Here is a 14,658-nt window from a genome sequence, read left to right as displayed (position 1 = left end):
TTCGTTGACCATTTCGTCGAGCACGCAGGTCTACCTGCGACACAACATCCAGTTCGAACCGCTGATCAACAGCTGGTACGCGTGGTATCACACGCTGCCGCCGTTGACCGCCGCCCTCAACGTGGCCGAACGGTTCCTGCCGCTGCTGAAGTCCTATGCCGCATCGCCGATGATGCATGCGGCGGCCTGCAAGGACCCCGCGATGCGCGGCGGGCCGTTCCTCGACCTGGGCGGCCAGCGCGTCGATGAAATCCGCGCGCTGATCGAGCAGACCACCCAGCGCGCGACCCGGCAACTGGAACTGGCGAAGGCCTACAAGGCGTTCTCCACGCTGCTGCTGGAACAGGCCACGGGGATGGCGTCGGACCCGCTCTACCCCGAGATTCCGGAGGTGTTGAAGGGCTATGTCGAGATCTACTACGACCTGAACCACAACCCGTCCTTCCGGGTGTTCGAAAGCCTGCTGTACGCGAGCCCGTTCTATGCGCGCGATGCGCAGAGCATCGCGCTGTCGGCGATCGAGGAGCACACGCCGCGGCCGTTCATCCTCAGCACGCCCCGGCTCCGCGACGATCGCACGGTGTTCTGCAACATGGCGTTCGACGACCGCGCGCTCGACACGCTGTTCCGCATGCGCGACACGCCCGGCAGCTACGCGAAGATCGTCGACCTGATGCGCGTGGCGGAGCAGGACGAGCCGCTGTTCCGCTCGTTCTTCACCGAGGAGGCGCCGGCGCCGAAACCGGATCGTTCGTTCGACGGCGACGACATCCGCATCCGCTACTACGGCCACGCGTGCGTGCTGATCCAGAGCCGCGGCGTGAGCATCCTGATCGATCCGGTGATCAGCTACGGCTACGACACCGCGCTGCCGCGCTACACGTTCGCCGACCTGCCGGACCAGATCGACTACGTGCTGATCACGCACAGCCATCACGATCACATCGTCCTCGAGACGCTGCTGCAGCTTCGCCACAAGGTCAAGACCGTGGTGGTCGGCCGCAATCTCGACGGCTTTCCGCAAGATCCGTCGATGGAACTGGCGTTGCGCAAGCTCGGCTTCCACGACGTGCTGGAAGTTCGGGATGCGCAGGAAATCAAGCTGCCCGGCGGCGCCATCACCGCCATTCCGTTCATGGGCGAACACAACGACCTGGCGATCCACAGCAAGCAGAGCTTCATGATCCGCTTCGGCTCGCGCTCGGTGCTGTGCATCGCCGATTCGTGCAACCTGGACCCGCGCCTCTACGAGCATGTGTTCCGCCTCGCCGGCAAGCCGGACACACTGTTCGTCGGGATGGAAACCGAGGGCGCGCCGCCGTCGTGGGTCTATGGCCCGCTGTTTCCGAAGGCGCTGCCGCGCGACATCGACCAGTCGCGCCGGGCGCGGGGCTGCCAGTTCGGCGAGGCCGCCGCGCTGGTGGACGATTTCGCGTTCAACGCGGCGTATGTCTATGCGATGGGTCAGGAGCCGTGGCTGAACCACCTCCTCGACAACACCTTCGACGAAAACTCGCCCAGCCACATCCAGTCCACCCAGTTCGTCGCGCACTGCCGGGCCAAGGGCATCGCGTCCGAAATCCTGTACGCGAAGAGGGAGATCGTGCTTTGTCAGAACTGAATCTCAACGCGCTCTCGACGAGCGGGCAATACCAGGAACACGTGGCGTTCTGGACCGACGCGCTCGGCCGCCTCGACGAAGATTTCCGCCTTCAGCAGGCGTGGCAGGCGTATGCGCTGCCGCTCGGCCCCGAGCCGACCCTGACGTTCGCGCTCGACGGCGACGCGGCGCCGGTGCTGGAGAGGCTGGCAGCCGGCAACGCGCTGGGTGCGTTCGTCGTGCTGCTGGCCGCGCTGTTCCGCGTGCTGGGGCGCTACGACGGTGCGGCCGGCCTGTTCGTGACGTCGCCGCCCCTGATCGCCGGACCCGCGAGCGGCGCCGCCGAGCCCGTCCCGCTGCTCGACGCCGGCGCGCCCGGCCCCTCGGTTCGCGCGTACCTGAACCAGTTGCGCGACGCGGTGCAGCGCAGCTATTCGTACCAGGATTTCCCGATCGCCGCCCTCGCGCACAAGCTGCATGGCGAACGGCGCGCGACCAACGTCGGCGTGCGCTTCGACGGCCTTCACGAAGCCTGGGCGTCGGCCGACCACGACCTGTCGATCGAGATCCGCCATCGCGAGCGCTACGAGATCGTGCTGACGGGCCGGCCGACGGTGTTCACGCTGCATTATCTGCAGCATCTCGCGCGGCACCTGCACAACGTCGTGGCCGGCTTCGGCGCACTGGACGCGCCGCTCGACACCGTCTCGCTGCTCGACGACGACGAGCGCGCGCGCCTGCGTTCGCAGGCAGCGCCCGTCGCGGTAGAGGGCACCTTCCTGGAACAGTTCGCGCAACGGGTCGCGGCCGCGCCGGACAGCGTCGCGGTGGTGACCGCCGACGCGTCGCTGACCTATGCCGAACTCGACGACCAGGCGTCCCGGCTGGCGAGCTTCCTGCTCGCGGAATACGCGATCGAACGCGGCGACGTGGTGGGCGTGGTGGCCGATCGCTCCGAGCGCTGGATCGTCGGCCTGCTCGGCGCGCTCAAGGCGGGCGCGGTGTATCTGCCGCTCGACCCGGAATTTCCGCGGGAGCGGCTGCGCTTCATGATCGAGGATGCGAAGGTCAAGGCGCTGCTGACGCACTCGGAACACCTGCCGTTGCTCGCCGACTTCTGGGCGATCCCGATGTTCGCGCTCGACTTCCAGCTCGACACGCTGGCACCCGCGTCGGCATCGGCGCCGGTCGAGGTCCGGCCGGACGATGCGGCGTACATCATCTACACGTCCGGCTCCACGGGCGTGCCCAAGGGCGTCGTGCTCGAACACGCAGGGCTCCTGAACATGGCTCGGTACCATGTGGACGCATTCGGTTTCGATGCGGCCGACCGCTTCGTGCAGTTCTACTCCCCGGGCTTCGACGGCTCGATCATGGAGATCTTCGTCACGCTGCTCGCGGGCGCGCGCCTGGTGCTGGCAAAGCCCGCCATGATCCGGGACGTCCCGCGTTTCGTCGACTACCTCGCGCAGCAGGGCGTCACCACGATCAACGCGACGCCGGCCTATCTCGCCGCGCTCGACTGGCAAGCGCTCGGCACCGTGACCCGCGTCATCAGCGCGGGCGACAACGCCCGCGTGGCGGATCTGCGCGAGCTGGCCCGGACCCGCACGTGCCACAACTCGTACGGCCCGACCGAGGCAACCGTGTGCATCGCGGACTACGTGGTCGACCCGGCCGTCGCCTACGGGGCCCGCCTGCCGGTGGGCCGCCCGATCCGCAATACGCACCTGTACCTGCTCGACGAACACGGCGGGCTGGCCCCCGAGGGCTGCACGGGCGAGATCTGCGTGTCCGGCATCGCACTGGCGCGCGGCTATGTCGGCCGGGACGACCTGACGGCCGCCGCGTTCGTCGACCATCCGTTCAAGGCGGGCGCGCGCCTCTATCGCACCGGCGACCTCGGCGTCTGGCTGCCCGACGGCAACCTGGAAGTCACCGGCCGGCGCGACACGCAGGTGAAGATTCGCGGCTACCGGATCGAAACGGGCGAGATCGAGGCGGCGCTGAGGCAGCACGCCGGCGTCGCCGATGCGATCGTGTTCGTGCGCGAGGACGCGCCGCAGCACAGGCAGCTGGTGGCCTGCGTCGCGACGGCTGCGGCCAGCGTCGCCAGCCTGCGGGAACACCTGAAGGAGCGTCTGCCCGAGTTCATGGTGCCGGCGTCGATCGTGACGCTCGAGCGCCTGCCGCTGACGCCGAACGGCAAGCCCGACCGCAACGCGCTCGCCGCGCTGGAACTGGCGCCCGTGCCGAGCGAAGCCGCGTACGTCGCACCGGCCAATGACGTCGAGGCGCGCCTGGGCAGGATCTGGTCCGACGTGCTGGGCCGCGAGCCGATCGGCGTGCACGACAATTTCTTCGAGCTGGGCGGCGACTCGATCCTGATCATCCAGGTGATGTCGCTGGCCCAGCAGGTCGGGCTCAAGTTCACCGCCGACCAGTTCTTCGCGCATCCGACCATCGCCGAGCTTGCCCGGGTCGCGACGGAGGCGCCGTCGCTGCGGATCGCGCAGGAGCCGGTGGTCGGCCCCGCCCCGCTGACGCCGATCCAGCACTGGTTCTTCGCGCAGGACGTCGCCGATCCGCACCACTACAACCAGTCGACGATGATCGAGGTGCCCGCGTCGCTGCGGCCGGACACGATCGAGCGCGCGCTCGCGGCCGTCACGACGCATCACGACGCGCTGCGGCTGAGTTTCGAGCGCGTCGCCGGTGCGTGGCAGCAAGCGCATGCGGCGCCGCCGCTGGCCGTTCCGCTCGGCGTCACGTCGCTGGCGGACGCGGCGCCTGCCGCGCGTGAGGCCGCGATGCTCGCGACCGCCACCGCCATACAGGGAAGCTTCACGCTGTCGGCGCCGCCGCTGCTGCGCGCGCACCTGTTCCGGTTCGGCCCCGACGCGCCGCAGCGCCTGCTCGTGGTCGCGCATCACCTGGTGATCGACGGCGTCTCGTGGCGCATCCTGTTCGAAGACCTGTACACCGCGTGCCGCCAGCTCGAAGCGGGCGAAGCGGTGCAGCTCCCGGCCAGGACGACGGCGTGGCGCGACTGGTCGACGCGCCTGTCCGAACTCGGCGCGACCGCGCTCGACGGACTGGGGCTCGACTACTGGCTCCACGGGAACACCGGCGAGCCGGCGTGCTTCGACGACATGCCGGTCGGCACCCGCGCCCAAGCCGGCTCGACGGTCGTCGAGTTCGACGCCCAGCAGACGCTCGCGCTGTTGCAGGACGTGCCGCGCGCGTTCAACACGCAGATCAACGAAGTGCTGCTGACGGCCCTGCTGCTCGCGTTCGGCGACTGGACCGGCAACGCATCGCTGGTCGTCGATCTCGAAGGCCACGGCCGCGAGGCCCTCTTCGACGGCGTCGATACGTCGCGCACGATCGGCTGGTTCACCACCCACTATCCGGTGTTCCTCAACGCCGGCGACGCCACCGTGGCGGTCGACGCGCTGCGCCACGTCAAGGAGCAACTGCGCGCGGTCCCGATGCGCGGGCTCGGCTACGGCATCGCCCGCTACCTCGGCCGCGACGCCGGCATCGCGGCCGCGCTGGAACGGCAGCCGCCGGCGCCGGTGCGCTTCAACTATCTCGGCCAGGTCGATCGCGTGCTGGCCGACGACACGGGCTGGAAGCCGGTGCTCGACTTCCAGAGCCCCGAGCACAGCCCGCGCGCGCGTCGCGGCCATCCGTTCGAGATCGACGGGATGGTGTTCGACGGCCGCCTGCGCCTGACCTGGCACTACAACCGCGAGGCCTGCGCACCCGATGTCATCGAGCAGCTGACGCAGTGCTACCGCAGCCGTCTGCTGTCGATCGTCGCGGCCAGCGGCGACGGCCCGCGCGCGCTGAGCCCGTCGGATTTTCCGGCCGCGCGCATCAGCCAGGCAGCGCTGGACGCCCTCGTCTCAAGGATCAAATCGTGACATCCCCGACCATTGCCGATATCTACGCGCTCTCCCCGATGCAGGCGGGGATGCTCTTTCATGCCGTGCACGAGCCCGGCGCGAGAAGCAGCTTCAACCAGCTTAGCTGCCGGATCACCGGCAGCCTCGACACCGCGCGGTTTCATGCCGCATGGCAGCAGCTCATCGATCGGCATCCGGTGATGCGTACGTCGTTCCATTGGGAGGAGTTCGACACGCCCATGCAGGTCGTGCACGCGCACGCCACGCTGCCGTGGGGGCAGGACGACTGGCGCGACCTGCCGGAACACGAGCAGCGCACGCGGTGGCAAGCGCACCTCGAAAGCGACCTGGCCGAGGGCTTCGCGCTCGATCGCGCGCCGCTCGTGCGCTGTCGCCTGGTGCGCGTGGCCGCCGACGCCTACCTGTTCAGCTGGAGCCACCATCACATCCTGGCCGATGGCTGGTGCCTGTCGCTCGTCATCGACGAGATTTTCCAGGTGTACGGCGCGCTCGCGCGCGGCGTGCCGCCGGCGCTCCCGCCGGTGCGCCCCTATCGCGACTACATCCAGTGGCTGCAGCAGCACGAGCCGCAAGCCGCGCAGCAATACTGGACGCGCTATCTCGAAGGGTTCCGCTCGCCGACCCCGCTGCCCACGGCCGCACGCGCGGACGCGGGCGAGCGCTTCGGCCAGGGCCTCGCGCAAGTGCAGGCCGACCTGTCGGCCGACCTGAGCGCGCGCCTGCGGCAATTCGCGGCCCGCCATCACGTCACCCTCAATACGCTCGCGCAAGCGGCCTGGGCGCTCGTGCTGTCGCGTTACAGCGGGGAGACCGACGTGGTGTTCGGCGCCGTCGTGTCCGGGCGCGGCGCCCCTCTGCCGGGGATCGAAACCATGCTCGGCCTGTTCATCAATACGGTGCCGGTGCGGGTGCGGGTCGACCCGAGGCAGCCGCTGGTGCCGTGGCTGAAGATGATCCAGGCGCGCGTGGCCGCCCGTGCGCCGTTCGAGCACACCCCGTTGCCCGACATTCAGCGCTGCAGCGAAGTGCCGCCGTCGACGCCGCTGTTCGAGAGCAACATCACGTTCATGAATTACCCGCTCGACGCGTCGCTCACGCATGGCGCGCACGGGCTGGCGGTCGACGAGGTGCAGCTCTACAACCGCGCCGACATTCCGCTCGAATTCGTGGTGACGGCGCGCGACGACTGGAAGATGGAACTGTCGTTCGACCCGCGGCGCTTCGACGAAGACACGATGCAGCGGATGCTGGGCCACGTGGCGGCGACGCTCGACGCGTTCGCGGCCGAGCCGAACCGGCTGCTCGGCCGCGTGCCGATCTTGCCCGAGGCCGAACGCCGGCAGTTGCTGGAGACCTTCAACGACACCGCCGTGCCGTTCGACGCCGCGCTCACCGTGGTGCATCGCCTGGAGCAGGCCGCCGCGGACCACCCCGAGCGGCCGGCGGTCGAGTACCGCGATAGCGTCCTGAGCGCGGGCGAACTGAACGCGCGCGCCAACCGCATCGCGCACCGCCTGCTGGCCGCGGCCGAGCTGGGGCCGGACGCGCTGGTCGCAATCTGCATGCACCGGTCCGCCCAGCTGATGGAGGCGATCCTCGCCGTCTGGAAATGCGGCGCCGCCTATATTCCGATCGACCCCGACTATCCGGCGGCGCGCATCCGCACCATCCTCGAGGATTCCGGCGCCGCCCTCGTGATCACCTGCGACGGGCTCCTCCCTCCGGAGCTGGCCGCGATCGCGCCGGTCGTGTCGCTCGACGCCGTCACCGATATCGACAACGACACCAATCCCGGCCGCCCCGTGTCGCCCGACAGCCTCGCGTACGTGATCTACACGTCCGGCTCCACCGGCAAGCCCAAAGGGGCGATGGTCGAGCACGCCGGCATGCTGAATCACATGCTCGCCGAGATCGACGAGTTCTCGATCTCGGCGCATTCGGTGATCGCGCAAACCGCGCCGCATTGCTTCGATATTTCGGTCTGGCAATTTTTCACGGCGCCGCTCGTCGGCGGCAAGACCGTGATCGTCGACGACGAATGCATTCGCGATCCCGCGCGTTTCGTCGCGTACCTGGACACCACCCAGATCAGCATCCTCGAACTGGTGCCGTCCTATCTGTCCGCCGTGCTCGACCGTGCATCGGAACAGCCGGCGCTGCTGCGGCACCTGCGACACCTGCTCGTCACCGGCGAGATGGTCAGCCCGGCCCTGGTGAAACAGTGGTTCGACGTGTTCCCGGCGATTCCGCTGGTGAACGCGTACGGCCCGGCCGAAGCGTCCGACGACGTCGCGCAGCACCGCATGACGTGCGCGCCGGTCACGCCTTACGTACCGGTCGGCAAGCCGATCCGCAACGTGCGCCTCTACGTCGTCGACCCGCAGATGAACCTGTGCCCGATCGGGATTCCCGGCGAGCTGTGCGTGTCCGGCGTCGCCGTCGGCCGCGGCTATCTGAACGACGAGGCCGCCACGCGGGACGCGTTCGTCGAGGATCCGTTCCATCCGGTGCGCGGGGTCCGCCTGTACCGCACCCGCGACATCGGCTGCTACCTGCCCGATGGAACGATCGTGCTCCACGGCCGCCAGGACCACCAGTTGAAGATCCGCGGCTACCGCATCGAGCTCGGGGAGATCGACAACGCGCTGGCCGCCATTCCGGAAATCCGCCAGGCGGCCGCGCTCGACTATCGCGACGAGGCCGGCCGCGCCGCGCTGTGCGCGTATGTCGCGTTCCGCGACGGCGCGTCGCTGAGCGACGCCGCGATCGCCGCCGCGCTGTCCGCCACGCTGCCGGACTACATGGTGCCCGGCATCTACGTGGTGCTCGACGCGCTGCCGCTGAGCGGCAACGGCAAGATCGACCGCAAGGCGCTGCCGCCGCTGGACCGCGCGCGACTCGCCGCCACCGCGCACGCGCCGACGCCGCCGCGCACGCCTACCGAGACGCTGCTGTGCCGCATCTGGGGCGAGGCGCTGGGCATTCCGTCGCCCGGCATCCACGACAACCTGTTCGCGCTGGGCGGCGATTCGATCCTGAGTATGCGCATCGTGTCGCTGGCCGCGAAGGCGGGCCTGAAGCTCACCACCCGGCTCATCTTCCAGCATCCGACGGTGGCCGAACTCGCCGCCGTGGCCACACGCGGCACGGTCGGCGCGGCGACGTTCGTCGCGTCGTCCGGCCCGCTGCCGCTGACGCCCATCCAGAAGCGTTTCTTCGCGCAGCACCAGGACGACCCGAACCAGTACAACCAGGCGGTCCTGCTCGACGTGCCGGCGGATGTCGATCCGGTCCTGCTGCGCCAGGCGCTGCGGCACGCGGTCAAATGGCATGACGCGCTGCGGCTGCGCTTTCGCGCAGGCGCGTCCGGCTGGAGCCAGGAAGTCGTCGACGATCCGGAAGTCCCCGTCGTCGTGTCCGACATCGCGCGCGATCAGCTCGCGCAGCACGTCGCGCAAGCGCATGCGAGCCTGAATCTCGCGGACGGCCCCGTCGTGCGCGCCGACCTGTTCCGCCTGGACGCAGGCCGTTCGCTCCGCCTGCTGCTGGTCGCCCATCATCTGGTGGTCGACGGCGTGTCGTGGGGCGCGCTGCTCGAAACCGTGTACGACGCCTATACCCGCCTGCGCCACGGCAAGGCGCCCGAATTCGCGGGCGGCAGCGCCACCTGGACCGACTGGACCCGGGCGATCTCGACCTGGGCCGATTCCGGCGCCGCCGACGCCGACCTCGCTCACTGGCAGGCGCTGGCGCGTTCCGCGCTGCCGGGCCTGCCGCTCGATCGCGATGCGCCTGCCGACGCCAATACCGTGGCGTCCGCCGAAACGATCGTGGTCGAGCTCGGCGAAGCCGCGACGACGGCGTTGCTGGGCGCCGCGCCCCGCGCGTACGACGCACAGATCAACGACGTGCTGCTCGCCGCGCTCGCGCGGGCCGTCAGCGACTGGAGCGGATGCGCCGACGTCCTGCTGGATCTCGAAGCGCACGGGCGCGAGGAACTGATCGACGACCTCGACATCTCGCGCACGGTGGGGTGGTTCACGTCCGTGTTCCCGGTCGTGCTGACGGTCGATGCCGGTTCGCACGATCCGGCCGGCCTGGTCGCATCGGTCAAGGCGCGACTGCGCGCGGTGCCGAATGCGGGCATCACCTGCGGCCTGCTGCAAGACCGGCTCGACGGCCCGCTTCCGCAGCCGCGACTGCAGTTCAACTACCTGGGGCAGACCGACCAGCTGTTCGCCGCCGCACGCGACTGGAAACAGGCCGCGGAGCCGAGCGGGGACGGCCGCCACGCGACCCAGCGGCGCGAGCACCTGCTCGACATCAACGCGTACGTGACCGGCAACCGCCTGCACGTGGCGTGGGAATTCAGCCGGGCCTGCCACGACGCGGACACCATCCTGCGCGTCGCGCACGCCTACATCGCGGCGCTCGAATCCCTGGTCGCCGGCCATGCCGTCCCGTCCGCCTCGTCCCGGCCCGCGACCGGCTTGCCGCAGGCGCCGGCGTCGGTGCGGCCGGACGAGGTCGCCGACGTCTACCCGCTGACACCGACCCAGCAGGGCATGCTGTTCCACAGCCTGTACGAACCCGCGTCGGATGCGTACTTCAGCAGCCTGAATTTCCGGATCGACGGGGCGCTCGACGTCGAACGGTTCCGCCGCGCGTGGGATACCGTGGCGCACCGGCACGACATCCTGCGCACCGCGTTTCACTGGGAAGACATCGAAAGCCCCGTGCAGGTCGTGCATCGCCGTGTCGACTTGCCGTGGCATGAAGAGGATCTGCGCGCGGCGTCCGCCGCGGAGGCCGAGCAGCGCTGGGACGCCTACGTGGCGCAGGACCGGGCGCGCGGCTTCGACTTTGCCCGCGCGCCGCTGATGCGGCTCGCGCTGTTCCGCGTGGGCGAGCACGCGTGGCGCTTCCACTGGAGCCATCACCACATCCTGCTCGACGGATGGAGCTCCGCCCGCCTCCTGAGCGAAGTGGCCGCCGCCTATCAGGCGCCGCCGGCCGAAGGCGCGCCGCAGCGGGACACGCCGCCCGCCTTCGCCGATTACGTGCGCTGGCTGGCGCGCCAGGACGCCGCCGCCGCGGAACGTTTCTGGAAGACGAAGCTCGCCGATTTCCCGGCGACGACGCCGCTCGTGCTGGGCCGCCCCGAACTCGACGGCACGGCCGCGCCGGGCGCGTACGTGGAAGAGGCGCTGCTGCTCTCCGAAAGCGCCACGCAACGGCTCGTCGCGTTCGCGCAAACCCGCCGCCTCACCCTGAATACACTCGCGCAGGGCGCGTGGGCGCAATTGCTGAGCCGCTACAGCGACGAATCGGACGTCGTGTTCGGCACGATCGTGTCCGGTCGTCCGGCGTCGCTGCCGGCGTCGGACGAAATGGTCGGGCTGTTCATCAACACGCTGCCGGTGCGGGTGCGCATCGACGCGCGCCCGACGTCCGCGTGGCTGGCGCAATTGCAGCTGGATCTCGCGCAGCAGGAAGACTATGCGCACTATCCGCTGGCCGACATCCAGAAATTCGCCGGCCTGCCGCCCGGCGTGCCGCTCTTCGACAGCCTGCTGATCTTCCAGAACTATCCGGTGGAAGAAGCGCTGGCCGATGCGCTGCCCGGCCTGCGGATCGGCGCCTTCCAGGTGTCCGATCCGAACAATTACCCGCTGACGCTGGTCGTGACGCCGGGCAAGCGCCTGTCGCTGCAGGTGCTGTACGACGACGGCCGGTTCGATCGCGACACGATCGTCCGCCTGCTGCGCCATGTCGAGACCCTGCTCACCGGCCTGGCCGGCGCGGACGATCGGCCGAACCGCAGCGTTGCGCTGCTCACGGGCGCCGAGCGGGACGCGATCCTGCTCGGCTGGAACGACACGTTCGCGCCGGTTCCGGCCGACCGGACGCTGCCCGAACTGATCGAGGCCGTCGCCGCCGCGCACCCGGAGCGCATCGCGGTGCGCTACGGCCCGGAGGTTCGCACCTATCGGGCGCTCGTCGAAGGCGCGAACCGGATCGCCGCGCAGCTTCTGCACATGGCGACGCTGCAGACGGACGACCGGATCGCCGTCTGGATGCCGCGCTCGCCGCTGATGCTGGAAACGATCCTGGCGATCTGGAAGTGCGGCGCGGCGTACGTTCCGGTCGATCCGGCCTATCCGGCCCAGCGGGTCGAGACCCTGCTGACGCTGGCCCGGCCGGCCATCATCGTCGGCACGGACTGCCGGCCGCCGCCGGCGCTGGCGTCGATCCCGCTGGTCGATCCGGCCCGTCTGCCCGCCCATCAGGATGCCGAAGCGCCGACGCCGCGCTGCCGGCCCGCGGACCTCGCCTACGTGATCTTCACGTCGGGTTCGACCGGCCAGCCGAAGGGCGCGATGGTCGAACATCGCGGCATGCTCAATCACGTGCTCGCGATGGCGCGCCGGGTCGGGCTCGACGCGCGGAGCGCGGTCGCCCAGACCGCTTCGCACTGCTCCGATATTTCGGTCTGGCAGTGCTTCGCGGCGCTGGCATCGGGCGGCACGACGGTGATCTACCCCGATGCCGTGATCCTCGAGCCCGCACGCCTGATCGACAGCCTGCACCGCGACCGCATCACGGCGATGCAATTCGTGCCGTCCTATCTCGCGACCTTCCTCGGCGAACTGGAACGGCACGCGGCACCGGCCTTCCCGCACCTCGACACGCTGCTGACGATCGGCGAAACGCTGCAGCCCGCCACCGCGCAAGCGTGGTTCCGCCTGAATCCGTCGGTCCGGCTCATCAACGCGTACGGGCCGACCGAAGCGTCGGACTCGGTCGCGCATTACGGCATGACACGCGCGCCGGATCGGCCGGCGATTCCGATCGGCCGGCCAATCGAGAACCTGCGCCTCTACGTCGTGGACGCCGACCTGAATCCGTGCCCGGCCGGCGTCAAGGGCGAGATCTGCATCGGCGGCGTCGGCGTCGGGCGCGGCTACCTGTTCGACGAAGCCCGCACCCGGGCGGTGTTCCGCGACGATCCGTTCAGTCCGGAACCGGGCGCGCGCCTGTATCGCACCGGCGACGTCGGCTGCTTCGACGCGGATGGCACGCTCCATTTCTTCGGCCGCCGCGACTTCCAGGTCAAGATCCGTGGCTATCGCATCGAGCTCGGGGAAATCGAAGCCGCGCTGACCGGTCTCGCGGGCATCTCCCACGCCGTCGTGGTCGCCCGGGAAACGTCGGATGCCGAAATGACCCTGTGCGCCTACGCGTCGGGAACCGGCTGGACGCCCCCACGCGTGCGCGACGCACTGCGCGACACGCTGCCGGCGCATATGGTGCCCGACACCGTGATGCTGCTGCCGGCGCTGCCCGTCATGCCGAACGGCAAGGTCAACCGCGCCGCGCTGCCGCTCCCCGATGCCGCGTCGGTGCCCGACGGCGTGCCGGCCGAACCGCGCACGCCGGTCGAAGCGGCGCTGCTGCGCCTCTTCGCCGAGGTGCTCGGCCGCCGGCCGAACGGCGTCGACGCCGATTTCTTCGAGCAGGGCGGCCAAAGCCTCAAGGCGATCCAGTTGGTCAGCCGGATCCGGCGCGAACTGAAACGGGACGTCACGGTCGCCGACATCTTCCATGCGCCGACGCCGCGCGCGCTCGCGCGGAAGCTGGCTGCCACGCCGGCCGACGGCGCCGCCGCCGACGACGCGTTCATCCCGGCGCTGGCCGCGCAGCCGTCCTACGCGGTGTCCCGCGCACAGAAGCGGATCTGGCTCGCCAGCCGCGGTGCGGATCCGTCCACGTACAACATGGCGGGCGCGCTGCAACTGGACGGCGCCGTCGACACGGCGCGCCTCGTCCGTGCGTTCGACCTGCTGGTCGATCGCCACGAGAGCCTGCGCACCGTGTTCGCGATGATCGAAGGCGAGTTGCGGCAACGCATCCTCACTCGCGAAGCCTCCGGTTTCCGGGTCGAGCAGCGCGATCTCGCGGACGACGCCGGGCCGCAGGCGATCGATGCGCTGATTCGCGCGGCAGGCGAGCAGCCGTTCGATCTCGCGTCGGGGCCGCTGTTTCGCGTCACGCTGGTGCGGCTCTCGCCGGTGAAGCATCTGCTGCTGCTGAACATGCACCACGTGACCTCGGATGCGTGGTCGATCCGCGTGCTAACCGACGACCTGCATGCGCTGTATGCCGGACACGACCTGCCGCCGCTGTCGATCCAGTATCGCGACTACGCCGCGTGGCACAACGCGAGCCTCGCGGGTCCGCGTGCCGCCGCGCATCGCGCGTACTGGCTCGCGCAACTGGCGGCGCCGCTGCCCCGCCTGCAACTGGCATCCGACTTCCCGCGTCCCGAGCGGCTCGGCCATGCCGGGCAGACGCTCGAAGTCGAACTGCCGGCGCCGCACGCGGCGGAACTCGCCGCGCTGGCCCGCGCGCACCATACGTCGCTTTACGCGGTGCTGCTGGCGTCGTTCTGCGTGCTGATGCACCGCTATACGGGGCGCGAGGACATCGTCATCGGCAGCGTGTCGGCCGGGCGCGACAGCGAGCCGCTCGAATCGCAGATCGGCGTGTACCTCAACACCGTCGTGCTGCGCGTGCCGGTGCGGACCTCCGCGACCGTCGCGGAGGTGATCGACGGCGTGGCGACCGCCTCCGCGCAAGCGCTGGAGCATGCGTCCTATCCGTTCGACGTGTTGCTGGAAGACCTGAAGATCCGCACCCCGGCGGGCCATTTTCCGATCTTCGACATTCAGGTGAACCACGTGTCGATGCCGGCGCCGCAGCCCGGCCTGCGCATCACGGACCTCTCGCCGGCGGACACGACGGCCAAGTTCGACCTGTCCTTCCAGGTCGTGGAAAGCGAAGGCCGGCACCTGATCCAGTTCACCTACAACACCCACCTGTTCCGCCCGTCGACCATCGCCGCGATGCGCGATCGACTGCTCGCGATCCACGACGTCTTCCGCCGCGACCCGGCCACGCCGGTCGATCGCATCCCGCTCTCCGGCGAGGCCCCCGCCGCCGGCCCACGGGCCCGCGTCGGCCTGCGCCTGAAGCGCGCGCCCGAGGTCACGGCCGACGACGCGCTCGAGGAGAAGACGTGATGCGGATCGTCCGGAGTTCGAGCGGCGCGCGCCGTGCGCGCCG

Annotated in this window: 3 protein-coding genes; all 3 read left to right on the top strand. The window is 69.8% G+C overall.

Annotated elements, in window-relative coordinates; genetic code table 11:
- The first annotated feature begins 4 nt into the window (after positions 1-4).
- Genes LGM89_RS25625 through LGM89_RS25615 form a run of 3 tightly spaced genes read left to right on the top strand, consistent with a single transcriptional unit; the run spans position 5 to position 14,615 of the window.
- The gene (locus tag LGM89_RS25625) at positions 5-1,621 is read left to right on the top strand and encodes an MBL fold metallo-hydrolase (RefSeq protein WP_226274342.1); all 1,617 of its coding nucleotides are present in this window, start codon (positions 5-7) and stop codon (positions 1,619-1,621) included.
- Positions 1,609-5,529, top strand: a complete 3,921-nt coding sequence (locus LGM89_RS25620) for a non-ribosomal peptide synthetase (RefSeq protein ID WP_226274341.1) — start codon at positions 1,609-1,611, stop codon at positions 5,527-5,529. The genes LGM89_RS25625 and LGM89_RS25620 overlap by 13 nt, the downstream gene beginning before the upstream one ends.
- Positions 5,526-14,615, top strand: coding sequence for a non-ribosomal peptide synthetase (locus LGM89_RS25615; protein ID WP_226274340.1), 9,090 nt, complete (start codon positions 5,526-5,528; stop codon positions 14,613-14,615). Before LGM89_RS25620 ends, LGM89_RS25615 begins: the two co-directional genes overlap by 4 nt.
- The last annotated feature ends 43 nt before the right edge of the window (positions 14,616-14,658 follow it).

Origin of the sequence: Burkholderia sp. AU31624, assembly GCF_020420065.1 — a bacterium.
Classification (GTDB): domain Bacteria; phylum Pseudomonadota; class Gammaproteobacteria; order Burkholderiales; family Burkholderiaceae; genus Burkholderia.
Note: the sequence above shows the minus strand (reverse complement) of the source record. Positions and strands in the feature narration are given on the sequence as shown.